Annotated in this window: 17 protein-coding genes; 4 read left to right on the top strand and 13 right to left on the bottom strand. The window is 64.9% G+C overall.

Annotation, left to right across the window (positions count from 1 at the left end; translation table 11 throughout):
- Positions 1-8: 8 nt before the first annotated feature.
- Together AC1MGT_RS17615 and AC1MGT_RS17610 are read right to left on the bottom strand one after the other, a co-directional pair.
- On the bottom strand, positions 9-1,370 hold the full coding sequence (locus tag AC1MGT_RS17615; RefSeq protein ID WP_499501303.1) for an MFS transporter: 1,362 nt from the start codon (positions 1,368-1,370) through the stop codon (positions 9-11).
- 93 nt (positions 1,371-1,463) lie between these two features.
- Positions 1,464-4,094 carry a TonB-dependent receptor gene (locus tag AC1MGT_RS17610; RefSeq protein ID WP_499501301.1) on the bottom strand — a complete coding sequence of 877 codons (2,631 nt, stop codon included), beginning with the start codon at positions 4,092-4,094 and terminating at the stop codon, positions 1,464-1,466.
- Between the two features lie 659 nt (positions 4,095-4,753).
- Here AC1MGT_RS17610 and AC1MGT_RS17605 point away from each other — a divergent pair.
- The gene (locus AC1MGT_RS17605) at positions 4,754-5,776 is read left to right on the top strand and encodes a porin (protein WP_499501299.1); all 1,023 of its coding nucleotides are present in this window, start codon (positions 4,754-4,756) and stop codon (positions 5,774-5,776) included.
- Between the two features lie 383 nt (positions 5,777-6,159).
- Here the strand turns inward: AC1MGT_RS17605 and AC1MGT_RS17600 are convergent, their stop codons facing one another.
- From AC1MGT_RS17600 to AC1MGT_RS17590, 3 genes are all read right to left on the bottom strand, one after another.
- Complete coding sequence (locus tag AC1MGT_RS17600; RefSeq protein ID WP_499501297.1) at positions 6,160-7,887, bottom strand: methyl-accepting chemotaxis protein; 1,728 nt, start codon at positions 7,885-7,887, stop codon at positions 6,160-6,162.
- Positions 7,888-7,912: 25 nt separating this feature from the next.
- Positions 7,913-8,383 carry a chemotaxis protein CheW gene (locus AC1MGT_RS17595; RefSeq protein ID WP_499501295.1) on the bottom strand — a complete coding sequence of 157 codons (471 nt, stop codon included), beginning with the start codon at positions 8,381-8,383 and terminating at the stop codon, positions 7,913-7,915.
- A gap of 253 nt (positions 8,384-8,636) precedes the next feature.
- Positions 8,637-10,397 (bottom strand): methyl-accepting chemotaxis protein, encoded by a 1,761-nt coding sequence (locus AC1MGT_RS17590; protein WP_499501293.1) that lies wholly within the window; start codon positions 10,395-10,397, stop codon positions 8,637-8,639.
- 268 nt (positions 10,398-10,665) lie between these two features.
- On the opposite strand from AC1MGT_RS17590, the gene AC1MGT_RS17585 reads away from it, so the two are divergent.
- Together AC1MGT_RS17585 and AC1MGT_RS17580 are read left to right on the top strand one after the other, a co-directional pair.
- Entirely contained in the window at positions 10,666-11,196 is a 531-nt protein-coding gene (locus AC1MGT_RS17585; RefSeq protein WP_499501291.1) for a GNAT family N-acetyltransferase, read from the top strand.
- Between the two features lie 114 nt (positions 11,197-11,310).
- Positions 11,311-13,869 carry a hybrid sensor histidine kinase/response regulator gene (locus AC1MGT_RS17580; RefSeq protein ID WP_499501289.1) on the top strand — a complete coding sequence of 853 codons (2,559 nt, stop codon included), beginning with the start codon at positions 11,311-11,313 and terminating at the stop codon, positions 13,867-13,869.
- Between the two features lie 43 nt (positions 13,870-13,912).
- Here AC1MGT_RS17580 and AC1MGT_RS17575 read toward each other — a convergent pair whose 3' ends face one another.
- On the bottom strand, positions 13,913-15,550 hold the full coding sequence (locus AC1MGT_RS17575; RefSeq protein ID WP_499501287.1) for a M28 family peptidase: 1,638 nt from the start codon (positions 15,548-15,550) through the stop codon (positions 13,913-13,915).
- Between the two features lie 138 nt (positions 15,551-15,688).
- Between AC1MGT_RS17575 and AC1MGT_RS17570 the strand changes: the two genes are divergently transcribed.
- Complete coding sequence (locus AC1MGT_RS17570) at positions 15,689-16,096, top strand: putative quinol monooxygenase (protein ID WP_499501285.1); 408 nt, start codon at positions 15,689-15,691, stop codon at positions 16,094-16,096.
- A gap of 445 nt (positions 16,097-16,541) precedes the next feature.
- Here AC1MGT_RS17570 and kdpE read toward each other — a convergent pair whose 3' ends face one another.
- From kdpE to AC1MGT_RS17535, 7 genes are all read right to left on the bottom strand, one after another.
- Positions 16,542-17,234: a two-component system response regulator KdpE gene (gene kdpE, locus AC1MGT_RS17565; protein ID WP_499501283.1), complete on the bottom strand. Its 693-nt coding sequence runs from the start codon at positions 17,232-17,234 to the stop codon at positions 16,542-16,544.
- On the bottom strand, positions 17,227-19,950 hold the full coding sequence (gene kdpD, locus AC1MGT_RS17560; protein WP_499501281.1) for a two-component system sensor histidine kinase KdpD: 2,724 nt from the start codon (positions 19,948-19,950) through the stop codon (positions 17,227-17,229). The genes kdpE and kdpD overlap by 8 nt, the downstream gene beginning before the upstream one ends.
- Positions 19,951-20,559 carry a potassium-transporting ATPase subunit KdpC gene (gene kdpC / locus AC1MGT_RS17555; RefSeq protein WP_499501279.1) on the bottom strand — a complete coding sequence of 203 codons (609 nt, stop codon included), beginning with the start codon at positions 20,557-20,559 and terminating at the stop codon, positions 19,951-19,953.
- Between the two features lie 8 nt (positions 20,560-20,567).
- A complete protein-coding gene (kdpB, locus tag AC1MGT_RS17550; RefSeq protein WP_499501277.1) occupies positions 20,568-22,667 on the bottom strand; it encodes a potassium-transporting ATPase subunit KdpB in 2,100 nt (699 codons plus the stop codon).
- Between the two features lie 14 nt (positions 22,668-22,681).
- Positions 22,682-24,481, bottom strand: coding sequence for a potassium-transporting ATPase subunit KdpA (kdpA, locus tag AC1MGT_RS17545; protein WP_499501275.1), 1,800 nt, complete (start codon positions 24,479-24,481; stop codon positions 22,682-22,684).
- On the bottom strand, positions 24,481-24,570 hold the full coding sequence (locus tag AC1MGT_RS17540) for a potassium-transporting ATPase subunit F (protein WP_332530337.1): 90 nt from the start codon (positions 24,568-24,570) through the stop codon (positions 24,481-24,483). The genes kdpA and AC1MGT_RS17540 overlap by 1 nt, the downstream gene beginning before the upstream one ends.
- A 131-nt stretch (positions 24,571-24,701) precedes the next feature.
- The gene (locus tag AC1MGT_RS17535; RefSeq protein ID WP_499501273.1) at positions 24,702-25,502 is read right to left on the bottom strand and encodes a TorF family putative porin; all 801 of its coding nucleotides are present in this window, start codon (positions 25,500-25,502) and stop codon (positions 24,702-24,704) included.
- Positions 25,503-25,514 lie beyond the last annotated feature (12 nt).

Raw genomic sequence — 25,514 nt, 5'->3', positions numbered from 1 at the left:
TGTGATTGTCAGGTGGTGGCGTAGCCGTGCGCCTGCATGTCCTGCTTGACGGTGGTGTAATAGTCGTCGCTGATCCGGTACTTGAACATCAGCATCCCCATTAAAAAGTGGAAGAAGCCTGGAATCACCGACAGCATCAGCGCGATGCCCTGCAGCGCCAGCGCCGATTGCGACTGGTTCGGCACGTAACGGAAGTAGTCGAGCAGGATGCCGACCATGTAGCCGGCCACGCCCATGCCGATCTTCTGGCATACCGAGATGCCGCCGAATGCGAAGCCCGAGACGCGCTTGCCGGTCTTGACCTGACCGTAGTCGATCGTCTCGGCGATGGCCGACCAGAACACCGGCGCGTGCAGGTCGACCACCAGCGAGAGCAGGAAATACAGGACAAAGGCAGTGACCATGTCGCCCGGCTGCACCAGGAAATACATCATCACGCTGAGCACCGCCACCGCGATCTGCGAATGCCGGAACAGCTTGACCTTGCAATAGAACTTGGTGGTCCAGGTCGAGACCACCATCGCCAGGATGGCCGCCGCCACGCCGGTCGACAGGAAGGCCGATACGGCCGCCGTGTCGCCGCCCAGGTAGTACTTGGCATAGTAGATCGCCACCGAGCCACGGATCACGTAGCCGATGGTGCCGGTCACGCACACGGCGCACAGGATCAGCCACTGGTCGTTCTTGAGCAGCACGCGCACCTGCGCCATCAGCGGCTGCTTCTCGACCTTGTGCACGACCCGCTCGGTGGTGGTGAAAAAGCAGAACACGAACAGCAGCACGCCGATGGCCGCCATCACCGCCATTGCCGCCTGGTAGCCGGCAGCCGGATGCGCGCCATCCCAGGCGCTGGCCAGGACCGGCACGACGATCGTCACCATGAAGGCGCCCACCTTGGCGAAGAACAGCCGGTAGCCATTGGCCGACAGGCGCTGCTGGGGATCGGCGGTCAGGCCGCTGATCAGCGAGATGTACGGAATGCCCACGCCGGCGGTCATGATGGTCATGAGGATGTAGGTGGAGTAGGCCCAGATCAGTTTCGCGTCGTAGTCCCAGCCTGGTGTGGAAAACACGAGGAACACCGACAGGCCGTACGGCACCGCGAGCAGCAGCAGCCACGGGCGGTAGCGCCCCCAGCGCGTCAATACCGAATCGGTCACCTGCCCCATCGCCAGGTCGGCCACGGCGCCGACGATCTTGACGACGACGAACAGCACCGCCAGGTCGCGCACGTGCAGGCCATAGATGTCGGTGTAGAAGAAGGTGATGATCAGCATCATCGACGAGATCACCACATTGAGCGCCATGTCGCCGGCGCCGAAGCCGACTTTTTCAAGCGTCGAGAGTTTTTGCGTTTGCACGTTTTCCATCCAATCAAAACAACGACGGGGCGCGGCAGGAAATCCTGCGGCGCCCGGTTGGAACAGGTCAGCCGGCCATCAAGAAAAACCGGCCGGCACCACTCAATTGCGCCACCTGAGCGCCAGACCCACGACGCGGTCGTAGCGGCGCACGTCGCGCGGCAGCTCCGGTACGCTGTGATAGTCGTGGTACGACTGGTCCAGCAGGTTGCTGCCGTCGAGCGTGACCGTCAGCTTGTCGGTCAGCTTGTACGACACCGAAGCGTCGAGCGTCTTGAGCGGATCCACGACGATGTTATACGGCAACGCGCGGTAGTTGTACTCGGCAGTGAACTTGTCGCGCCAGCTGTAGGCGATGCGGCCCGACCATTTGCCGTATTCGTACAGCGCGACCAGGTTGGCCGACAGCTTCGACATGCCGGCGAACGTGTTGATGGTGCCGTCGGCTTCGGCCAGGCCGCCATCCATCCAGGTCACGTTGGCCTGCATCCCGAGCCCGCCCAGCCAGCCCGGCAGCTTCGTGTAGAACTGCTGGTACGCCAGTTCGGCGCCCTTGAGCTTGCCCTCGACCGCGTTGTACGGGCGGCTGACGTTGTAGGTCAGGCCGTCATACGTTTCCGGCCGCGCGCTGCGGCGCAGGTAGTTTTCGTAGTCGTGCTGGAACAGCGTGCCGGTGATCGAGCCGGCCGGCGCGAAGTACCACTCCAGCGCCACGTCGACGTTCCGCGCCTCTTGCGGCTTGAGGTTCGGGTTGCCGGCGCTGCCGGTGGCCAGCGTCGTGGTGGTGGACGGGAACAGCGTCAGGCCCGGATTGAAGTCGCCGAACGGCGCCCGTTCGATCGCCTTGCTGGCCGACAGGCGGCCGATCAGGTCTTGCCTGAAGTGGGCGCGCATCGACAGGCTTGGCAGCACGTCGTTGGTGGTGCTCGAGACGGTGACTGGCGAGACCACGCCGGCCGTGGACGAGAAGCCGCTGATGCGCTGCTTGGTTTTCACGTAGCGCAGGCCGGCGGTGCCGTCGATCGGCAGCGACCATGCATCGAAGCCGAAGTTGGCCTTGATGTAGGCGGCGCTCGACTGTTCGCGGTCCGAGTAGAACGACAGCGGATTGTCCGGTTGCGGATCCGGATTGCCCTTGATGACCTGGCGGATCGCGCCCGTGTTGTCGAGCAGGTAGTCCCGGCACGGCGCATAGAACTGGTTCATCCCGTAGTTGCCGCCCGTTTTCGGGCTGGTGCAGTTCAGGCCCGGGAAGTCGGTGACCTTGATCGCGTTTGGCGTGAACGAATTCGGCGCGGCCGTGTAGCCGTTCAGCTCGTGCACGAACGAGGCGTCGCGCTGGACATGCCGCGCGCCCACGCTGAGTTCCTTGAAGAAACCATCGGCTTCCGGCGTCCAGGCCACGTCGCCGCGCCAGTCGGTGGCGGCGCCGCGCGAGCGGTTGTGGTTATCGAACAGCGCGAACATCGTCCAGTTGGCCGGATCGGTCATGTCGGTGCCCGGGTATTCCAGGTAGCCGCCGCCGTCGCGCACTTCGGCATTGATTGCCTTCGACATGTTCATGACCGTGTCGAGGATCGGATTCTTCTGGCTGTACTTGCTGACCGTGCGCACCACCTCGCCGCTGACGCGCACGCCGGGGGTGGCCTTCCAGATCGCGCCGACGGCGCCCTGATGGGTTTCCGAATCGTCGCGCCGCGCCTGGGTCGAGCTCAGCGTGAAGGTGTTCACGTTGGGATTGCTGATCGAACCCAGGTAATTGGAGCCCGGCATCGGCGTGACGGTGGAGCCGGGATTGTTGATTGGCAGGTCGCCCACGAAGAAGATGCTTTGCGAGTCGTGGTCGATCTTGGTCGAGAAGCTCTCGGCGTACACTTCGAGGTCGCTCGACGGGCGCCACTGGGCCGACAGGTTGCCGGCCAGGCGTTCGCGATCGCCGCCGCTCATCACGCGGCCCATCGACGGTGCGCCGATGATGCCGCGGTCGATCGTGCGTGGTTCGCCCACGAAGGCCGTTTCGTCATGGTAGCGGCCGCGCTGGTACGACAGGCCGCCGAGCAGGCCGATCTCGCCCATGGCCGTTTTCCAGCGGTTCGACAGCAGGCCCGAGACGTTCGGATCGATCTTGTCGGCCTTGTCGCGGTGCTCGCCGCGGACATTGAAGGCGGCCTGCGCGCCCTTGAAATCGAATGGCCGGTTGGTGCGCACGTCGATGACGCCCGAGGTGCCGCCTTCGACCATGTCGGCGCCCTGCGATTTGTAGACGTCCACGCGCTGCAGCATGGCGACCGGCACATCGGCCAGGAACAGGCTGCGCCCGGCGGCGGTGAACATTTCGCGGCCGTTGTACAGCGTCGTGATGCCGCCCAGACCACGGATGACGACGTTGCCGGCTTCGCCATTCTGGCGGATCACCTGCACGCCCGGCACACGGCCCAGGATCTCGGCCACGTTCTTGTCGGGGAATTTGCCGATGTCGTCGGCGACGATCGAATCGAGCACCTGCTCGGCGTTGCGCTTGATGGCCTGCGCGCTCTGGGCGGCCTGGCGGGTTCCGGTGACGGTCACGACGGCCGCATCGCGGTCGGCGCCGGCGCGCGCCGTGTTGTTTTCGGCATTCGACGGGGCGCTGGCGGCCGGGATGTCCGCCGTGGCGGCGCCGACTTCCTGGGCGCCAACCGTCGCCGCGCTCATCAGGCCAGCGCCGGCCAGGGCCGCGACCGTGGCACGCAAGGCAAACCTGCGGCGGGCATGAATGCGGAGGGTTGGGGAAAATGTGGGCGCAATGCTGCCCGGCGAATACCGTGTCATATGTCTCCTTAATCGTTATACGTCGCTGTGCGACTTTATTGTTTCGATGCTGTACGGAATGGTAGGCGTTGCACTGAGAACGTTCCAATCAATTTTTCCGCAGTTCCGATACCAATTTACGTATCGACATTGCAAGTGATCGAGGTTGCTGTCGGCGTGACGGGGGCAAAGGTCCCAATGCACTATTGCGGTGCAAAAAAAACGGCAACATGGCCAGATTCCAGGATGGATGGACCCCGCTGTCATACAGTCGCGCTCATGGCTCGATGGGCAGCGGAATGCATGCGTGCACCGTTATTGCGCATTGCAGCAGCTGTCAAGGCCAAAAATGTGGCGTCGCTGCAACGCCTCTGGTTGATTTTCAGCAATATTTTAAGTGCTTCGCGGGCGCGATTCGCGACGCTGGGAAGGCTGCTGGAATCCACGGTTCTCCTATGAGAATCTGGCCCTCGGGGGATTTTTTTGATGCCAATTGCGGTCGCCGTCACGCCAATTCCGCTTGGGCGAACCCGGTGACAGATGTCCGTCGGGCATGTCATGATTACTAGGCTATTTCACAAACAAACACTGGAGATTCATCCATGAAGCACAAAATTCTTGCCATCGCCCTCGTGTCGGCACTGCCACTCGTCGCCCAAGCCCAAACCAGCGTCACCATGTACGGTATGGTCGATGCGTCGATCGGTGTTGAAAACAACGATGCGCCTGGCGAGAGCAGCCGCACTGTTGTGACGTCGGGTAGCCAATCGTCCAGCCGTATCGGTTTCCGTGGTACCGAAGACCTGGGCAATGGTCTGAAGGCACTGTTCAACATCGAAGCCGGTGTTGCCGTCGATACCGGCGCAACCGATTCGAACATGTTCCAGCGCCGCGCTGTCGTGGGCCTGCAAGGCGCCTTCGGCACCGTGACCGTCGGTCGTGAATATGGCCCGATCGCTGCTGTTGCCGGCGCATCGGACACCCTGGGCCAGGGCTTCTACGGTTCGAACCTGGCTGCCTTCGGCACCAACCGCCTGACCCGTCGCCTGTCGAACTCGGTCAACTACCAGAGCAACCAGCTGAGCGGCTTCACCCTGCGCGCTGCCTACGGCGCTGGCGAGCGTAGCATCGACCCATCGGGCGACGTGACCGGCGTCGCGCTGGAATACGCTAACGCTGGCCTGTACATCGGTGCTGGTTACCAGAACGTCGAGCGCCTGGCGACCGGCGACGACAAAGAGTACAACGCAGGTATTGGCTACAAGTTCGGCGACTTCGAAGTGCGCGCTGGCTACATGGCTGCTGATCCGGAAACCGGCATCCTGCCAAGCGCCAAGTACGAGCAGAAGAACGCCGGCGTGTCGTATGGCTTCGGCGCCAACCGCGTCTTCCTGAACTACCAGCAGCAAGAACTGGCCAGTGGCGCAGAAGGCAAGGCAGTCACCGTTGCCTACAGCTACACCCTGTCGAAGCGCACCAACGTGTACGCATCGTACGCAAAGCTGCGTAACAACAACAACGGCGTGTTCGCGCTGACCTCGGCTGCTGGCACCCTGGCCCTGCCAGCGACTGCCTTCGGCGCAGACCCACAGGTCTACAACGTCGGCGTGCGTCACTCGTTCTAAGCGATGCCCTACCGCATCGGGCGCATGTCGCCTGGTGCGCGACGGACATGAAAACGGCAGACCGCAGGGTCTGCCGTTTTTTTACGTCTGCGGTTTGCGGTTCGGCGCTGTCAACGTTAAATAGGGGATGCGTTGGGTGCACCGGATAGCGTATCGGCTTCAGAGGGAATACGTGGCGTACGGCGTCATGGAATGACGGGGTTACGGCGGCACGGGGTCATGGGGTCATGGGGTCATGGGGTCATGGGGTCATGCCAGCGCCCTCATCCATCGCTGACAATGACAGCTCCTGCAACGTTCAGACCACGCAACAAAAAAACGGCAAGCCCTGCGGCTTGCCGTTTTTTCTTGCCCGCTATCCGGGCATGCAGGTCCTGACCGGCTTAGAACGTTTCCCACTCGTCCGCAGCGACAGGCGTCCTGGCCTGCGTGCGCGTCGGGGCCGGCGCCGGGGCCGGCTTGGCATGGGCAATGGCGACCTTCTTCACTGCCGGTGCCGGCGCCGCTGCCGGCTTGCCGCGCACAACGGCAACGTCAGCTGGCGCCGCATCGGCCATCTGCCCGGCATCGATCCTGAACACCGCCACGGCGGCAGCCAGCATCGCGGCCTGCTCCTGCATCGACGCCGACGCCGCTGCCGCTTCCTCGACCAGCGCCGCGTTCTGCTGCGTGCCCTCGTCCATCTGCGCCACGGCCTGGTTGATCTGCTCGATGCCGGCGGTCTGCTCGACGCTGGCGGCGCTGATCTCGGTCATGATGTCGGTCACGCGCCGGACGCTGTCGACGATTTCCTGCATCGTGGAACCTGCCTGGGCTACCAGCTTGCTGCCGTCGGCAACCTTGCTGCTCGAGTCGCCGATCAGCGTCTTGATTTCCCTGGCCGCCGCCGCCGAGCGCTGCGCCAGATTGCGCACTTCGCTGGCCACGACCGCAAAGCCGCGGCCCTGCTCGCCGGCACGCGCCGCTTCCACCGCCGCGTTGAGCGCCAGGATATTGGTCTGGAAGGCGATGCTGTCGATCACGCCGATGATGTCGCTGATCTTGTTCGACGATGCGTCGATCTGGTCCATCGTGTCGACCACCTGATGGATCACTTCACCGCCGCGCGCCGCCACGTTCGACGCGGTCTCGGCCAGCTTGTTGGCCTGGCGCGCATTGTCGGCGTTCTGCTTGACGGTCGACGTCAGTTCCTCCATCGACGATGCCGTTTCTTCCAGCGCCCCGGCCTGCTGCTCGGTGCGGCCAGACAGGTCCTGGCTGCCCGCCGCCACCTGGCTGGCGGCAACCGCGATGGTGTCGGTGCCAATCCGCACGGCGCCCACGGTGCGCGCCAGACTTTCGTTCATTGTCTTGAGCGCCTGCAGCAGCCGGCCGGTCTCATCCTGCGTGGTGACGTCGATGCGGCTGGTCAGGTCGCCGGCGGCGACGGTATTGGCCACTTCCAGCGCGCGGCGTACCGGCACGGTGATCGAACGCGTGATCAAGGTGGCCACCAGGGCCGCGAACGCCAGCGCCAGACCGCCCAGCGCCCAGGTCTGCCACATTGTCCTGTCATAGGTTGCTGCGGCGCTTGCTGCAGCCTTCGCGCTCAGGTCCTTCTGCAGCGCCAGTTCGGCGGCAGTGGCATCCTTCAGCCTGGCCAGGCGTGGACGCAGTTCGTTGGTCAGATAGAGCTTGGCCGGCTCTTCCTCGCCTGCGTTGATCAGGGCGAGCAGTTCGGTGACGCCGGTCAGGTAGCTGGTGCTCGTGCTCTGCATGGTACGCAGGATGGCCAGTTCATCGGGATGCGCCGTCAGCAGCGGCTCGATCTCGGCCAGCGTTGCGGTGATCGTCGCACGGGCCTTGCCGATCGCATCCACCTGCTTCTGGCGGTCGGTCGGCTCGGCGTTGAGCATCATGTTGCGCAGCGCAATGGCGATGACGTTGATCTGGCCTTCGAGTCGGTTGCTCATCTCGATTGCCGGGATCCGGTGCTCGACGATATCCCTGGTGCCATTGTTCACGCGCAGCAGCGACGCATTGCTCATCAAGATCATCGCGATGAGCATGACGCCAACGATGCCAAAGCCAAGCGACAGGCGCGTGGCGATATTCAGATTACCGAGTTTCATGGGGTTGTTCTTTCTGCAGGGCGGCTCAGGCGGCCAGCGCGAGCGACGGCACGAGGCCGAGTTCTTCGGATTGCATCAGGGCGTCGATATCGAGCAGGATCAGCATGCGTTCGCCGACCGTGCCGAGACCACGCAGATAGCCCGCATCAAGCGAGCCCATGGCAGGCGCCGGCCGGATCTGGTCGGCTTCGAGGGTGACGACCTCGGAGACGCTGTCGACCACCATGCCGATCACGTGCTGCGCAATGTTCAGGATGATCACGACCGTCAGGCTGTCATAGGTCGGATTGGCAAAGCCGAACTTGATGCGCATGTCTACAACCGGCACGATCCGGCCACGCAGATTGATGACACCCTTGAGAAATTCGGGCGCATTGGCCAGGCGCGTCGGCGCCTCGTAGCCGCGGATTTCCTGCACTTTGAGGATACTGATGCCATATTCTTCCCTGCCGAGGCGGAAAGAGAGCACTTCGCGATCGTTGATTGCGTGTTCCATGGTATTACCTTCCAATGCCGTGAGATTTCGTCATGTTTCTTTTCGGCAAGCAGGTTAGATTCTAACGCGGACGATAACGATGCATGCACGCTAACGAAACGGCAATGCCAGCGTGATTGCAATGAATACTGGACGATGCGCACGTTTTCTTTGCGCATGTGTTGGTTGTTCGTGCAAAAAAAACGGCAAGCCGCAGCTTGCCGTTTTCAGTGACGATGCCGTTTGACCGGTGAAATTCAGGCCTGGCGCGATGTCAGAACTCTTCCCAATCCCCGGCCGCCACCGGCGTTGCGCCGGCCGTCACCTCTGGTTTGGGTGGTACCTTGGCTGCTGCGATTGCCTTGCCCGGGGCAGGGTTCGGGGCCCGAGCCGGTATCGCGGTCGTTTTAGCGACCGGTGCAGGCGCCGGCACTGCACGCGGCGGCGCCACCGCTTGCGGCGCTGCCGCCGATGCACCTTGCATCTGCTCCCCGTCGATCTGGAATACCGCCACCGCCTGCGCCAGCCGGGCCGCCTGCTCGCGCATCGAGGTCGCCGCCGCTGCCGCTTCTTCCACCAGCGCCGCGTTCTGCTGCGTGCCCTCGTCCATCTGCGCCACAGCCTGGTTGATCTGCTCGATGCCGGCGGTCTGCTCCAGGCTCGCCGCGCTGATCTCGGTCATGATGTCGGTCACGCCGCGCACGCTGTCGACGATCTCGCGCATGGTCTGGCCAGCCTGCGCCACCAGCTTGCCGCCCTCGGCAACCTTGCCGCTTGAATCCTGGATCAGGCCCTTGATTTCGCGCGCCGCCGCCGCCGAGCGCTGCGCCAGATTGCGCACCTCACCCGCCACCACGGCAAAGCCCCTGCCCTGCTCGCCCGCGCGGGCTGCCTCCACCGCCGCGTTCAGGGCCAGGATATTGGTCTGGAACGCGATGCCATCGATGACGCCGATGATGTCGTTGATCTTGTTCGACGACGCGTTGATGCCGTCCATCGTGCCGACCACCTGCTCGATCACGTCGCCGCCGCGCGAGGCAACGCTCGAGGCCAGGCCCGCCATCACATTGGCCTGGCGCGCATTGTCCGCATTCTGGCGCACGGTCGCCGTCAGCTCTTCCATCGACGACGCCGCTTCTTCCAGCGCCGCGGCCTGCTGCTCGGTGCGGATCGACAGATCATGATTGCCCGCTGCCACTTCGGCAGCGGCCAGCGCGATCGTGTCGGTCCCCACGCGCACGGTGCCGACGGTGCGCGCGAGATTTTCGTTCATGGTCTTGAGGGCTTGCAGCAACTGGCCCGTTTCGTCGAGCGTGGTCACTTCGATGCGGCTGGTCAGGTCGCCGGCGGCAACCGTGTTGGCCACATCCAGCGCGCGCGCCAGTGGCCGCGTGATCGAGCGCGTGATCGCCCACGCCCCCAGCAACGACAGCAGCAATGCGACGCCGCCCAGCCCCCACATCAGCAGACTGGTATTGCGGTAGGTGGCGGCGGCGGCGCGCGCGGCCTCATCCGCGATCGCGACCTGCAGCGCGGTCTGCTCGGACGTCGCCCGCTTCAGGCGCATCAGCAGCGGGCCCAGGTCCTCGCCGAGGAGCGCGCGCGCCTCGTCGACTTCCTCGGCCTCGAGGTGCTTGATCATCGCATCCTGCCCGGCCTTGTACAGCGCGGTTTCCTTGTCCATCTGTGCCAGCAGTTCGAGCGCTTTCGGGTGATGCAGCGATGCGCGCAGCTTGACCAGGATGGCGTCCATCGCCGCGCGCGCGGCCATGATGTCCTTGACCTGGCGCCGGTGGTCGGAACCGCTCTCGCTGAGGATCATGTTGCGCAGCGAGATGGCGATATCGTTGATCCGGTCCTGCATCTGGGTGGTCAACGCGATGCGCGGCATGCGCTCGTTGACGATCTCGGCGGTGCCCGCATTGGTGCGGGCCAGCATCGCATTGCTCAGTACGATCATCACGACCAGCATGATGCAGATCAGGCCAAAGCCCAGTGCCAGTCGCTTGCCGATGCGCAGATTTGCCAGTGTCATGGCACGGCGTTTCTTGGTTGGTGCTGTCATGGTCGTCCTTGTGCAGCGTCAGGCGCTGAAAATAGTTACCCTGAGAGAACATTACAAGCGACTTTTCGTCATGTCGATAGATCCATGTCAATACCGGAAAATAAAACTTGGTTTAGGTCGAAAGTATGGTGCGCCCACAACAGGTGATGACACAGTGGCCATATGGACATGAACACGTTGGCATGCATCGTGCTTGAGATCAATGGACAATCCATTCACCCTCTGTTCAGGGAGTTCCATGATCATCCGCAGACTCGATCCACGCACCATCGCCCAATCCATGCCATCGCTGGGCACGTTGCTGCTCGATGCGGTGGCCGATGGCCATTCACTTGGATTCGTCAACGGCCTTGACCAGGATCAGCTTGACGCGTACTGGCAAGGCATCGCGGAAGAAGTTGGTCTGGGCCAGCGCGTACTATTGGCAGCGGAACTTGACGGCGTGCTGGTTGGCAGTATCCAGCTAGCATTGTGTGCGAAGCCAAATGGCCACAACCGCGCCGAAGTACAACAGTTGCTCGTACACTGCACCGTACGACGCAGTGGCATCGGGATGGCACTGCTGCAAGCCCTCGAGATCGAAGCACTGGCCTTGCGCCGTGGCTTGTTGTTTCTGGATGCGGCGGTGGGTTCCGGCGCCGAGCGACTAGTGCAACAAAGCGGCTACGAGCGGGTCGGCGAATTGCCTGAGTACGCGTGTACACCCAATGGCCGCTGGCACGCGACGGCAATTTATTACAAGACTCTGTTCACACGCAACCGGCGCTGACCGACACAGCCCGCTGCCAGCCTCACTAAAGGAAAGCATGTACTTTTGGTTTGTGGCGTAGAATTTGCCGGATTAAACGTTCTGGAAAGCAATGTGACTGGCATATCGTCCACCATGCCCCGCAGACCACTGCGGGCTTATTTGCTCTGGCTGGTCCTGGTAACGCTGTTGCCGGGCGTGGTCGGCGCATCGCTCCTGTTCGTCCATCAGTACCAGAAAAGCCGCGCCCAGTTCGAGCGCAACACCATGCAGACCGTGCGCGCGCTGGTGCACACGGTCGACAGCAAGCTGCTGCAGGCGCAGGTCATTGCCCAGACCCTGTCGACGCTCGATGCGCTCCAGGACCGCGACTTCCCGCTCGTGCACCGCCAGGCGCGCGAGGCGCTGCAACTGGCCGGCGACGGCATGATCGCCGTACTGCGCGAGCGCAGTGGCCAGCAGATCCTCAACACCGCCGTCGTCTACGGCGAACGCCTTCCGCTCGAACCGTCCGACTCGCTGGAAAAGGTCTTTGCCAGCGGCCGGCCAGGCATCTCGCGCGTTTTCATCGGCAAGGTCATCGGCCAGCCCACCGTCAGCGTCGACGTGCCGGTGATGATCGACGGCAGCGTGGCCTACGTGCTGAGCATCGGTGTACGGCCCGGGTATTTCGACGACATGCTGACGCCCAGATCCGTGTCGGATGGCGCGCGTGCGTCGGTGGTCGACGCCAGCGGCACCATCTTCGCGCGCAACCTGAGTCCCGAGCGCTTCGTCGGCAACCGCGTCACCGATCCGCTGTTTCGCGCCATGGAGCGCCAGCGCGAAGGCATCGTGCAGTCGGTGTCGCAGGAAGGCACTGCCCTGCTCACCTTCTACTCGCGCTCCGAAGCCACCGGCTGGCACGTCGCCATCGGCATGCCGCGCTCGAACCTGAACCAGGTGCTGTTCGAACCGCTGGCCGCGCTGCTGACCGGCGTGCTGCTGCTGTTTGCCGTCGGCCTGTGGCTGGCCTGGCAGATTGGCGGACGCCTCGCGCGTTCGGTCCAGGCCCTGACGGCACCGGCGGTGGCGCTGGGCAAAGGCGAAACACCGCCCCGCTTCACACAAGTACACGTCAAGGAAGCGGCCGAAGTGGCCGAGGCGATCAGCGCCGCATCGACGCTGCTCGGCGAACGCGCGCAAGCGCTGGCCATCAAGGAAGCCGAACTGCGCGACGCGCACCGCATGGCGCGCTTCGGCACCTGGCACATGCAACTGCCGTCCGGTGCCCTGGTCACGTCCGAGTCGGTGCCGCACATCTACGGGCGTGAGCTGCCGCCGTTCGACGAACAACGCGGCGCGGTGCTGCCCGAAGAATCGTGGCAGCGCGCCAATGCCCTGATCCGCGAGCTGCAACGTACCGGCGGCAGCGGCAGGCTGCAGCTGCAGGTACTGCACGCCGACGGCCACCGCATCTGGATCGACCTGCATTGCGAGGCGGTGCAGGACGGCGACGCGCGCGTGTCGGCGCTGCGCGGCACGATCCAGGACGTGACCGACCGCGTCAACGCCGAAGAAGCGCTGCGCCAGGCCGACCAGCGCAAGAACGAATTTCTGGCGATGCTCGCCCATGAGCTGCGCAACCCGCTGGCACCAATCGCCTCCGGCGCGCAGTTGCTGGGCCATGACACGCTCGACCCGGCGCGCACGCGCCAGATCAGCGGCATCATCGCGCGCCAGGCGCGGCACATGGCCGGTCTGGTGGACGATCTGCTGGACGTGTCGCGCGTCACGCGCGGCCTGGTGGCGCTGTCGAAAGTGCGCCTCGATGTCAACGAGGTGCTGGCCGAAGCGATGGAACAGGTCCAGGAACCGCTACGCCAGCGAGGCCATACGCTGACATCGTCGCTGCCGGCAACGCCGGCCTGGGTGATGGGCGACCGCAAACGGCTGGTGCAGGTGGTGGGCAATCTGCTGCACAACGCGGTCAAGTTCACGCCCGCCGGCGGCAAGCTGCGGGTAGCGCTCGAACTCGACGCATCGCGCCTGCGCATCGTGGTGGCAGATAATGGCATCGGCATGCTGCCCGAAGAACTGGACCGTGCATTCGAGATGTTCGTGCAGGGCGAACGCACGCCCGACCGCACGCAGGGCGGCCTGGGAATCGGACTTGCGCTGGTGCGCAGCCTGGTGCAGCTGCATGGCGGCAGCGTACGCGTGGAGAGCCCGGGCCAGGGCCTGGGCAGCACCTTCATCGTGACGCTGCCGCGCAGCGAAGACCGCAGCGCCGGCAGCAGCGCTGCCAACACGCACGAGGCAGGCGCGCTGCAGCAACTCAAGGTGCTGGTGGTGGACGACAATATCGATGCGGCGCAGGTGCTCGCGATGTACGTCAGCGCAGCCGGGCATGAGGTGGCGGTCGAACACGATCCGTTCGACGCCTTGCAGCGCGCCGCGCAGTTCGTGCCCGACGCCTGCCTGCTCGACATCGGCCTGCCCGGGATGGACGGCCATGAACTGGCGCGCCGCCTGCGCGCAGCACCGGCGACCGCGAATGCCTTGCTGGTGGCGGTTACCGGCTATGGCCAGTCGCAGGATCGCGATGCCAGCAGCCAGGCCGGGTTCGACCATCATCTGGTCAAGCCGGTGGACATGACCGACCTGGATCGCATCCTGACGGCGGCGGCCAGTGGCGCCGCCGCTGCCGTGTGAGCCGTGTGAGCCGTGTGAGCCGTGTGAGCGCTGGCGGCGAACCCTATTTGCGCTTGACGCTGCCGAAGGCTTCGCCCTTCTTCCAGGTCGGCATGCCAGGTGCGTTCGCGACCGCGTAACCGAGGTTGAGCGTGAACTGGGCCTGCTGCACCATGCCGGACAAATCCCACTCGGGCCGGTATGCATCGCTGACCTGGTGGTAGTGGTCCTTGAAGCCCTTGATGTTGGTGCTCGATTCGTTCTGGTGCTGCTCGAACTCGAAGTGGCCATCGCCCGAGAACACGGCCGAACCGACGTTAAACGCCGGCACGCCCGCCTTGGCGAACGCGAAGTGGTCGGCGCGGAAGTAGGCGCCCGACATGTCCGGCGTGCTTGGCGCGATTTTCAGGCCCATCGACCTGGCCACCTGGCTCGAGGTCTCGAACAGGCTGCTGCGCTCCGCGCCGGCGACACCGATATCGCGGGTGCGGCCGACGAAGTTCAGGCTATCGAGATTGAGGTCGGCCGCCGTTTGCGCCAGCGGCCAGACCGGGTTGGCGACATACGCCGCCGCGCCCAGCAAGCCCTGCTCTTCAGCGGCGGGCCACAAGAAGATCTGGGTCCGCTTGGCCGGCTTCTTCACCGCTTCGGCTGCCATCACCAGGAGCGCCGCGGTACCCGATGCGTTGTCGATCGCGCCGTTGTAGATGCGGTCGGCCTTCGGATCGTCGCCGGCTTTCAGTTCGGCCATGCCCATGTGATCCCAGTGCGACGAATACACGACGGCCTGCTCTTTCAGCTTGGCGTCGGTGCCGGGCACGATGCCGATCACGTTGAACTGCTCGACCGGCCGGATCGCCGAGCGCAATTGAACATGCGCCGCGACCTTCAGGTCGACCGGGCGAAAATCACGGCGCTCGGCCTGCGCGCGCAGCTTGTCGAGGTCATGGCCACCGGCCGCGAACAGCTCGCGCGCCGTGTCTTCGTGCAGCCAGCCTTCCATCGGGTTGCCCGGGCCCTTGAGGCCAAAGCGCTCGTTGCCGAAGCCATTGGCCGGCACGCTCCACGGATAGGAGCTCGACGGCGTCGTGTGGATCAACAGGACACCGGCCGCGCCGCGGCGCGCGGCTTCCTCGAATTTGTAGACCCAGCGGCCATACCAGGTATAGGCCTTGCCGGCGAAGCGGTTGGGCTCCTCGGCGGTGGGCTGAGGGTCGTCGACCATCATGACGAGGATCTTGCCCTTGGCGTCGAGGCCCTTGTAGTCGTCCCATTGTTCTTCGGGCGCTGCCGCGCCGTAGCCGACGAAGACGAGGGGCGCATCGAACGACAGATTCTCGTTGCCGCTCTTGGTGCCCATGACGATGCCCTTGCCCAGCGCCGGCTTGAAGGTCTTGCCGCCGGCGGTGAAGGTGGCGCTGCCATTCAGAAGTTTGCTGCCCTCGATCTCGACCTTCTGGCGATAACCGCCGCCGGGGATGGGCTTGAGGCCAATCAGCGCAGCCTGCGTTTCCAGATAGCGTACGGCCAGGTCGCCGCCGCGCTGGCCGGTGCCGCGGCCTTCGAGCAGATCGTCAGCGAGGAACGACAGGTGGGCGCGCAGAGCGGTCTCGGACACGGCGGCCGGCTGCTGCGCATGCGCAGCCTGGGAGACGGAGAAAATGCAGGCGCTGACGGCCAGGGCAAGAGGATGAAGTCGCATCGAGGCTTTCGTGACAGGATGATGGAAAAGCCATCTTAACCCGACCTGCATCGAATGCGCCAAGACGCCCGTTTGTGCTTGGCGGCGCCAGGAGCCACACCTATACTTCTCAAGGAACAATTCCACGCGAGGACAGGCATGACCGTATCCCGCCGCAAGGTGCTGGGGACGCTGGCAGCCCTGCCGCTAACCCAGGCCCGCGCCGCCGTACTTCCCGTCACCACCACGATGAAAGAGACACCCCGCATGTACGGTCTGATCGGAAAAATGCTCGCCACGCCGGACCAACGCGACGCCCTCATCGCCATCCTGCTCGAAGGCACCACCGCCATGCCCGGCTGCCTGGCCTACATCATCGCCAAAGACAAACAGGACGCCGACGCCATCTGGATCACCGAAACCTGGGACACACAAGACAACCACAAGGCCTCCCTGACCCTGCCCGCCGTCCAAGCCGCCATCAAACAAGCCCGCCCCCTGATCGCCGGCTTCGGCGAACGCTTCGAAACCGAACCGGTCGGCGGCCAAGGCCTCCCCAACAAATAGGGTCAGAGTAGATTTATTGGGCAATTACCCAAAGTTGTCAAACAATTCGACTCTGACCCTAATTTACTCTTGCAGAAACTCTTGCAAATTAATTAGGGTCAGAGTCGAATTATTGAGCAATTGATCTCCTCTTTTCGATAGTTTTATTCCTGGATTCACTGAATCGAATTCGCTGCGCATCTAAATTATGCGCGGATCTTTCTTTCTCGCCTTAGATTCAACATCGCAAGATAATTGGTGCCCAAAGGGAATAATCAATTAGGGTCAGAGTAGATTTATTGGGCAATTACCGAAAGTTGTCAAACAATTCGACTCTGACCCTAATTTAGATTTTGGGAAAGCGTTGCAAATTAATTAGGGTCAGAGTCGAATTGACTGGCAACTTCAAAAATTGCTTTTTAATTCTACTCTGACCCTAATTTATTTAATATTGATTGCGGGATTTTTAGCCGAGCCAGAGGCGGTAGCCGACGCCGGTTTCGGTGAGGAGGTGGCGGGGTTGGGCGGGGTCTGGTTCGAGTTTGTGGCGCAGGTGGCCCATGTAGATGCGCAGGTAGTGGCCGCTTTCGGCGTGGCCGGGGCCCCAGACGGCGCGCAGCAGTTGGGGGGCCGTCATCACGCGGCCGGCGTTGCTGACCAGGACGGCGAGCAGGCGGTATTCGGTAGGCGTTAAGTGGACGTGTTCGCCGTTTCGCGTGACTACACGGTCTTGCAGGTCCACTGAGACGTCGCTGAAGTGCGTTTTGCTGTCGCCGCCGGCGGCGGGTTGGCGCTGGCGGCGCAGCGTGGCGCGCACGCGGGCGAGGAGTTCGCCGGTGCCGAACGGTTTGGTCAGGTAGTCGTCGGCGCCGGCGTCGAGGGCGCGGATTTTCTCGCCCTCGGCCACGCGCGCCGACAGCACGATGATCGGCACCGCTGACCACTTGCGCACGTCGTGGATGAAGTCGATGCCGTCGCCGTCCGGCAGGCCGAGGTCGAGCACGATCAGGTCGGGGCGGCGCGTGCCGGCGTCGATCAGGCCGCGCGCCATGCTCACCGATTCGTGCACCTGCCAGCCTTCCTGTTCGAGTGCGGCGCGCACGAAGCGGCGGATCTGCGGCTCGTCCTCGACCAGCAGTGCGCATGGCGCGTCAAGCATCGTTTGTCTCCATCGACAGCAAGTCCAGTTCAGGGGGGCTGCCGGCCGGCAGCGAGAACACGAAGCCGGCGCCGCCCAGGGTTGATGTGCAGGCGCGGATCATGCCGCCATGTGCACCGATGATCGCGCGGCAGATTGCCAGGCCCAGGCCCACGCCGGGCAGCGCCGATTCGCGCTCGCCGCGGGTGAATTTTTCGAAGATCGCTTCTTCGCTGCCGGCGCGCAGGCCAGGCCCGTCGTCGCTCACCGTGACGTCGATCCAGTCGCCGCGTGCCAGCGCTGCAATCTCGATGCGCGAACCGGGCGGCGTGTATTTTGCGGCATTTTCAACGAGGTTGCACAGCACCCGTTCGATCAGCACGGCGTCGAACCGCACCAGCGGCATATCGGGCGGCAGGCGCACTGTCACCGTGTGCCGGCGCAGCGCCGCGCCACAGGCGCGCAGTGCGCTGCCGATGACTTCTTCGAGCGCCTGCCATTCCAGGTTGAAGCGCACTTCCCCGCTTTCGATACGCGCCATGTCCAGCAGGTTCGCCACCAGGGTCCCCATGCGCACCGCTTCATCGTGCAGCGCCTGCGCCATCGCCAGCGAATTGGCCGGCAGCGCCGGCTCGCCGCGCAGCAGCGATTCGGACAAGCCTACCAGCGCCGTGAGCGGCGTGCGCAGATCGTGCGACAGCGCTGCCAGCAGCGAATTGCGCAGCCGCTCCGATTCCATGTTCACCAATGCGGCCTGCGCCACTTCGACGTAATGCACGCGCTCGAGCGCGATCGCCGCCAGCGCCGCCAAGGCGTCGAGCTGGCGCCGCTGCTCGGGAATCAGGACCCAGCGCCCGCCTTCCGGCTCGATCGCCAGCACGCCGCGCGTGCGCATCGGCGCCACCAGCGGCAGGTAAAACAAGGGGCACGCCGGCAGCGTGTCCGTGCCCAGGCCCGCCGGCTGCGCGTGGTCATACGCCCACTGGGCGATGCCCAGGTCGACGTTACCGGGCGCCGGATTCGCCGCAGCGCCATCGTCCGCCGCCGGCATACCGAGCCGCCCGTCGGCATCGGGCACCAGCAGCGTGGCGCGCGCGCCGAACGCATTCTGGATCACGGCGCGGCTCGACTCAAACACCTGCGACGCCGCCAGCGCACCGGACAACTCACGCGCGAATTCGTACAGCGCGCGCACGCGCCGCTCGCGCTGCGCCGCCACGCGCGCCTGGAAGCGCAGGCCAGCCGTCAGGTGCCCGGTAATCAGGCCGACGGCCAGCATCACGGCGAACGTGATCAGGTACTGCACGTCACTCACCGCGAAATCGAAACGCGGCGGCACGAAGAAGAAATCGAAACTGGCCACGCCGACGCAGGTGGCGGTGACCGATGGCGCGCGCCCGAAACGCATGGCCACGAGCAGCACCACAAGCAGGAACAGCATGACGATATTGGCCAGATCGAGCCACGGCCGCAGCGGCGTCGCCACCAGCGCTGTCAGCAGGCTGGCGCCGACAGCCCACGCATGCGGCAGCAATGACTGAGGCGGCGCAGCCGCAACCGCGGCTGCCACCGCGCCGCTGACCGCAGCAGGCGGCACCGCCGGCTGCCCGATCTCGATCAGGTCCACGCCCGGCGCGAGCCGCGCAAGCCGGCGCGCGGTTCGCCGGCGCCACGGCCAGCGCGAGCCATCCCGGCCCAGCGCGATGCGCGACAGGTTATGGTCGCGCGCGTAATCGAGCGTGCTGGCCGCGATGTCCTCCCCCGACAGCACCGCAGTGGTGGCGCCCAGGCTCTGCGCAAGCTTGAGCGTGTCCATGATACGCACCCGCGCTGCCTCGGGCAGCTTGCCCAGGCGGGCCGTTTCGACATACACCGCATGCCAGCCCGTACCCAGTTGCGACGCCATGCGCGCACTGCTGCGCACGACGTGTTCGGCGTGCGTGCCCGGCCCGAGGCACACCAGCAGGCCGGCGCCGGTCTTCCAGATCGCGTCGATCGATTGCGCTTCGCGCCAGGCGCGCACGTCGCCTTCGACGCGGTCGGCCGTGCGGCGCAGCGCCAGTTCGCGCAGCGCGATCAGGTTGCCCTTTTTGAAGAAATTACCGGCCGCGCGCTCGGCCTGCTGCGGCTGATACACCTTGCCCTCTTTCAGCCGCGCCAGCAGCGCATCGGCCGTCAGGTCGACCATCACGATTTCATCGGCGCTGTCGAACACCCGATCGGGCACCGTCTCGGCCACGCGGATACCGGCGATGCCGCCCACCACATCGTTCAGGCTTTCCAGGTGCTGCACGTTGACGGTCGTGAGCACGTCGATGCCGGCCGCCAGCAGTTCTTCGACGTCCTGCCAGCGCTTGGGATGGCGCGAACCGGGCGCGTTCGAATGCGCCAGTTCGTCGACCAGGATGACGCCGGGCGCACGCGCCAGCGCGGCGTCGAGATCGAATTCGTCGAGCGTCTTGCCGCGGTAGTCGATGCGCCGCCGTGGCAGCAGTTCGAGCCCGTCGAGCAGGCGCGCCGTCTCGGTGCGCCCGTGGGTTTCGATGACGCCCACCAGCGGCGCGGCGCCATCGCGCTGCAGCTTGCGCGCCTCTTGCAGCATGGCGTAGGTCTTGCCCACGCCGGCCGAAGCGCCAAAATAGATGCGCAGGCGCCCTCTCGCGGCGCGCCGGTCCTGCTCGCGCAGTTGCGCAAGCAGTGCGTCGGGGTCGGGTCGCTGGTCGTCGTGCGGCATCATCTAGCAAGTATGACCGCTTTCGGGGCCGCTGACCACGCCGGCAGCCTGGTCCAGCGCCAGGTTCAGCGCCAGCACATTCACGCGCGGCGCGCCTGGCAGGCCCGGTAATGGCAGCTCGGTGTGCCGTTCGATCAGCGCGCCGACCCGTTCGACCGGCATCGCGCGCGCACGCGCCACCCGCGCCGCCTGGTACTGCGCGCCCGCCACGCTGATCTCGGGATCGAGACCGCTGGCCGATGCCGTCACCAGGTCGACTGGCACGGGCGCTGTGTTGGACGGGTCGAGTGCGCGCAGCACAGCGACGCGGCCCTTGACCGCTTCTTCCAAGGCTGGATTGAGCGGCCCCTGGTTCGAGCCGCCCGAGCCACCGCCATTATTCGCCATCGGGCCGGTGGCCGACGGCCGGCCCCAGAAGTAGCCCGGCGCAGTGAATGACTGGCCGATCAGCGCCGAGCCGACGGTTTTGCCATCCCGTTCGATCAGGCTGCCATTGGCCTGCACGGGAAACGCCGCCTGGGCGATCCCGGTCACGGCCAGTGGATACAACACGCCGCAGATCAGCGTGAGCACCGCGAACAGCACGAGTGCGGGGCGAAGAATCGATTGCATGAAAACTCCTAGGTCAGATTGAGCGCAGTGAGCGCCATGTCGATCAGCTTGATGCCGGCGAACGGCAGCAGCAGACCGCCAAGGCCGTAGATCAGCATGTTCCGGCGCAGCAGGGCCGCCGCACCGATGGCGCGATAACGCACGCCGCGCAGCGCCAGCGGGATCAGGACCACGATGATCAGGGCATTGAAGATCACGGCCGACATGATGGCCGACGATGGGCTGGTCAACCCCATCACGTCCAGCGCCTTCAGCTCGGGATAGGTGGCGACGAACATGGCCGGCACGATCGCAAAATACTTGGCGATGTCGTTCGAGATCGAGAACGTCGTCAGCGCGCCACGCGTCATCAGCATCTGCTTGCCGATTTCGACGATCTCCAGCAGCTTGGTCGGATTCGAATCCAGGTCGACCATATTGCCGGCCTCCTTGGCCGCCTGCGTGCCCGAGTTCATCGCCACGGCGACGTCGGCCTGGGCCAGCGCCGGTGCATCGTTGGTGCCGTCGCCCGTCATCGCTACCAGCTTGCCTTCGCTCTGGTACCTGCGGATCAGCGCGAGCTTTTCTTCCGGCGTGGCTTCGGCGATGAAGTCATCGACCCCCGCTTCGGCCGCAATCGCCGCCGCCGTGAGCTTGTTGTCGCCGGTGACCATCACGGTCTTGACGCCCATGCGGCGCAGTTCGGCGAAGCGCTCGCGGATGCCGCCCTTGACGACGTCCTTGAGTTCAACGACACCCATCACGCGGCTGCCGTCGGCCACCACGAGCGGCGTGCTGCCACGGCGCGACGCTTCGTCGACGCTGCGTTCCACGTCGCCCGGCCAGACCGCACCGAGCGATTCCATGTGACGGCGCAGCGCCGAGGCGGCGCCCTTGCGCAACTGCCGCTCACCCAGGTCAACCCCACTCATGCGCGTCTGGGCCGTGAACGGCACGAACACCGCGCCGAGCGACTCCATCGCCCGTTCGCGCAGATTGAAGCGGTTCTTGGCCAGCACCACGATGCTGCGGCCTTCCGGCGTTTCGTCGGCCAGCGACGCCAGTTGCGCCACGTCGGCCAGTTCTTCTTCGGTCACCCCGGGCGCCGGCAGGAACGCGGCGGCCTGGCGGTTACCAAACGTGATGGTGCCGGTCTTGTCAAGCAGGAGCACGTCGACGTCGCCAGCAGCTTCCACTGCGCGGCCCGACGTGGCGATCACGTTGGCCTGCAACATGCGGCTCATGCCGGCAACGCCGATGGCCGACAGCAGGCCACCGATCGTCGTCGGGATCAGGCATACCAGCAGCGCCACCAGTGCGGTGAGCGTCACCGGCGAGCCGCTGCCGGAAGCCTGCACCGCAAACAGCGAGAACGGCAGCAGCGTCACCGTCACGACCAGAAACACGATCGTCAGCGCCACGAGCAGGATCGTCAGCGCGATCTCGTTCGGGGTCTTCTTGCGTGAGGCGCCTTCGACCATGCCGATCATCCGGTCAAGGAACGTCTCGCCGGGATTGGCGCTCACCTGCACCACCAGCCAGTCCGACAGCACGCGGGTGCCGCCGGTGACCGAGCCGAAGTCGCCGCCCGATTCGCGGATCACGGGCGCCGATTCGCCGGTGATGGCGCTTTCGTCGACCGAGGCCACGCCGTCGACCACTTCGCCGTCCACGGGAATCACGTCGCCCGCTTCGGCCAGGAAGAACATGCCCTTGCGCAGATCGCCCGACGGGCAGGCCTGCCATGGCTCGCCGTGCTTGGGCGCCTCGAGCTTCTTTGCCGTCACGGTCTGGCGCAGATTGCGCAGCGATGCTGCCTGCGCCTTGCTGCGGCCTTCGGCCAGTGCTTCGGCGAAGTTCGCGAACAGCACCGTGAACCACAGCCAGACGGCGGTGGCCAGGATGAAGCCGGCGCTTGTTTCGCCATGCCCGGCCAGCGCCTGGAACCACAGCAGCGTGGTGATGATGCTGCCGACGTAGACGACGAACATCACGGGGCTGCGCAGCTGCGTGCGCGGATGGAGCTTCTTGAGCGCGTCGAGCATCGCCGGCCAGACCAGCGCGCCGTCGAACAGATTCAGCGACTTGCGCGGCGCCTGGACCGGGGTTGCTTCAGTTGGGTTGATCATCGATTGATCCATTGTCATTCTCCGAACAATTGCAGGTGTTCGACCACGGGACCCAGCGCCAGCGCCGGAACGTAGTTGAGGACACCGACCAGCACGACGATCGCGGCCAGCATGGCGACGAACATCAGGCCATGGGTGGGCAAGGTACCGGGCGTGGCGGGCAGGCGCTGGCGGCTCGCCAGGGAGCCGGCAATGGCCAGCACCGGCACGATCACGCCGAAGCGACCGAACCACATCGCCACGGCCAGCAGGGTGTTGTAGAACGGCGTATTGGCCGACAAACCCGCAAGCGCGCTGCCGTTGTTGTTGGCGGCGGACGTGAGCGCATACAGGATTTCAGAGAAGCCGTGCGCGCCCGGATTGGCCACGCCGGCTGCACCAGCGCCCGTGGTAACGGCCAGCGCGGTGCCCAGCAAGACCAGGCATGGCGTGACCAGAATGACGACAGCGACCATCTTCATCTCGAACGCGCCGATCTTCTTGCCCAGGTATTCCGGCGTGCGGCCAATCATCAGGCCGGCGATGAACACCGTCAGGATCGCGAACACCAGCATGCCGTACAGGCCCGAGCCCACGCCACCGAAGATCACTTCACCGAACTGCATCATCACCATCGGCACCATCCCGCCCAGCGGCATGAACGAATCGTGCATGGCGTTGACTGCGCCGCACGATGCGGCCGTGGTCACGACCGCGAACAGGCTCGATGCGGCGATGCCGAAACGGGTCTCCTTGCCTTCCATATTGCCGCCCGACTGCAGGCTGCTTGCCGCCTGGTCGATGCCCAGTGGCGTGAGCAGCGGATTGGCCTGCTGCTCGGCGGAGAAAGCCCCGATGGCCGCGATCACGAAGATCAGCGTCATCGTGCCCAGCACGGCCCAGCCCTGGCGGGGATCGCCCACCATGCGGCCGAACGCGAAGCACAGCGCGGCAGGGATCAGGAAGATGGCCACCATCTGCGCGAAGTTCGACAGCGCGGTCGGGTTTTCAAACGGGTGCGCGGAGTTGGCGTTGAAGTAGCCACCGCCGTTCGTGCCCAGCATCTTGATGGCTTCCTGCGAAGCGATGGGGCCCATCGGAATGACCTGCGTGTCGGCGCGCGTTTCGACCGCGGCCTGGCCATCGCTGGCCGGCTGCGTGTAGGCGACCGGCTCGATCACCTGCGCTTCGACATGCGGCCCAATGCTCTGCACCACGCCCTGCCCCGCCAGGAATACGGCCAGGATCACGGACAGCGGCAGCAGCACGTACAGCGTCGAGCGCGTGACGTCGACCCAGAAATTGCCGATCGCGCCGGCCGATCGCGCGGCAAAGCCGCGGATCAGCGCGAACGCGACGGCGATGCCGGTAGCGGCCGAAAAGAAGTTCTGGCCGGCCAGGCCGACCATCTGGGTCAGGATGCTCATCGTCTGCTCGCCGCTGTAGCCTTGCCAGTTGGTGTTGGCGACGAAGCTGACGGCGGTGTTGAAACTCGAATCGGGACTCACACCCGCCATCCCTTCAGGATTGAGCGGGAGCCAGCCCTGCAGGCGCTGCAAGCCGTAGACAAACACCACGCCGACGGCATTGAAGGCGATCAGCGCCAGCGCATAGGCTTTCCAGGTCTGTGCGGTGCCGGCGGCGGGACCCGCAGCGCGCAGCAGCGCGCGCTCGATGCCGCCGACCCAGCCCAGGCCGGGCACGGCGCCTGGCTTGATGTCGGCGGCGCCGATGCGCGCCAGCAGTGCGCCCAGCGGCCAGGCCAGCGCAAGCAGCACGACCAGGAACAGCGCCAGCAGCGGCAGGAACTGCGTCATCAGTTCATTGGTGGCCATCACATGTCCTCCGGTTTGAACAGGGCGATCAGGAGATAGACCAGGAGCGCGCAGGCGGCCAGGCCGCCGATCACGTAGGAGAGATTCATTGCTTGCCTCCGAGGAGTCCGCAACCGCTCACCAGCAGGCAAGTCAGGCGGACGAAGACGAGGAGCGCGCCGATATAGATGAGATCCATGGACGTTCGCTTTCAGCGTGGTGGTTATTCTGGTGGTTGGATTCAGAAGGTGCGGCTGAGGGTCAGCTGCAGCGCGTCGCGGCCCGTGAACTTGCCGTTTCTTGGTGAGGCGTAAGCGCTCTTGCTGGCGTTGGTGCCGACATACGCGACGGCCACCGTGGCCAGCGCAAAGCTGCGCGAGGCGCCGATCTTCCAGTCGGTGTAATCGGCTGCCGGGTTGTTGTCCACGCGCTGGCGGCCTGCGTGCAGCAGCACCGTGACGCCATGGCCGGCGTCGAGACTGGCGCCGATGTCGAGGTAGCCGCTCCCCTTGCTGTCGACGAAGCCGAACAGGTTCGTGGTGGCGTGCGAATACTTGATGTAGGCGGGGCCGTAACCCAGTTGCGCATACACCTCGGTGGTGTTGGCATTGACGAAGCCGGCGACCTGGCCCAGGCCATTGTCCGGATACAGGTAGCGCAGCACGCCGACGTCGTACGTCAAACCCGAGGACAGGCCGACCGCGATCTCGCCGCGCTTGCCGGCGTACAGATCGATCTCGACGTCGCCGTCGCCGCCGGCGTCCTTCGCGAACTTGACAGTCGATGCCCACGCGCCCACATACCAGCCAGCGGCGTGGACGTAGTCAAGACCGCCCTGCACTGCCGGTTGCAGGCGCGTCTGCGAAATCCCCCGGTAGCGGTAGTCCGACGTGATGGCGGCGTTGAAGGTGACGGGGGATGCGGCTGCGGAAGGTTCGGCCGGCGCGAAGGTGTCGGTGGCCTGGGCCTGGGCCGCGCCACTGATGGCCAGCATGGCGGCTGCCGCCAGGGCGGCGCGCCGTGCTTGAATCGATGCGTTCATGGTGTCTGCTCG

It is taken from the genome of Telluria sp. BA11 (genome assembly GCF_056680305.1).
Note: the sequence above shows the minus strand (reverse complement) of the source record. Positions and strands in the feature narration are given on the sequence as shown.

Excerpts from the sequence above, each read along its gene's own strand:
- AC1MGT_RS17615 (WP_499501303.1), bottom strand. The coding sequence starts at position 1,370 with ATGGAAAACGTGCAAACGCAAAAACTCTCGACGCTTGAAAAAGTCGGC.
- AC1MGT_RS17605 (WP_499501299.1), top strand. The coding sequence starts at position 4,754 with ATGAAGCACAAAATTCTTGCCATCGCCCTCGTGTCGGCACTGCCACTC.
- AC1MGT_RS17600 (WP_499501297.1), bottom strand. The coding sequence starts at position 7,887 with ATGAAACTCGGTAATCTGAATATCGCCACGCGCCTGTCGCTTGGCTTT.
- AC1MGT_RS17595 (WP_499501295.1), bottom strand. The coding sequence starts at position 8,383 with ATGGAACACGCAATCAACGATCGCGAAGTGCTCTCTTTCCGCCTCGGC.
- AC1MGT_RS17590 (WP_499501293.1), bottom strand. The coding sequence starts at position 10,397 with ATGACACTGGCAAATCTGCGCATCGGCAAGCGACTGGCACTGGGCTTT.
- AC1MGT_RS17585 (WP_499501291.1), top strand. The coding sequence starts at position 10,666 with ATGATCATCCGCAGACTCGATCCACGCACCATCGCCCAATCCATGCCA.
- AC1MGT_RS17580 (WP_499501289.1), top strand. The coding sequence starts at position 11,311 with ATGCCCCGCAGACCACTGCGGGCTTATTTGCTCTGGCTGGTCCTGGTA.
- AC1MGT_RS17575 (WP_499501287.1), bottom strand. The coding sequence starts at position 15,550 with ATGCGACTTCATCCTCTTGCCCTGGCCGTCAGCGCCTGCATTTTCTCC.
- AC1MGT_RS17570 (WP_499501285.1), top strand. The coding sequence starts at position 15,689 with ATGACCGTATCCCGCCGCAAGGTGCTGGGGACGCTGGCAGCCCTGCCG.
- kdpE (WP_499501283.1), bottom strand. The coding sequence starts at position 17,234 with ATGCTTGACGCGCCATGCGCACTGCTGGTCGAGGACGAGCCGCAGATC.
- kdpD (WP_499501281.1), bottom strand. The coding sequence starts at position 19,950 with ATGATGCCGCACGACGACCAGCGACCCGACCCCGACGCACTGCTTGCG.
- kdpC (WP_499501279.1), bottom strand. The coding sequence starts at position 20,559 with ATGCAATCGATTCTTCGCCCCGCACTCGTGCTGTTCGCGGTGCTCACG.
- kdpB (WP_499501277.1), bottom strand. The coding sequence starts at position 22,667 with ATGATCAACCCAACTGAAGCAACCCCGGTCCAGGCGCCGCGCAAGTCG.
- kdpA (WP_499501275.1), bottom strand. The coding sequence starts at position 24,481 with ATGGCCACCAATGAACTGATGACGCAGTTCCTGCCGCTGCTGGCGCTG.
- AC1MGT_RS17540 (WP_332530337.1), bottom strand. The coding sequence starts at position 24,570 with ATGAATCTCTCCTACGTGATCGGCGGCCTGGCCGCCTGCGCGCTCCTG.
- AC1MGT_RS17535 (WP_499501273.1), bottom strand. The coding sequence starts at position 25,502 with ATGAACGCATCGATTCAAGCACGGCGCGCCGCCCTGGCGGCAGCCGCC.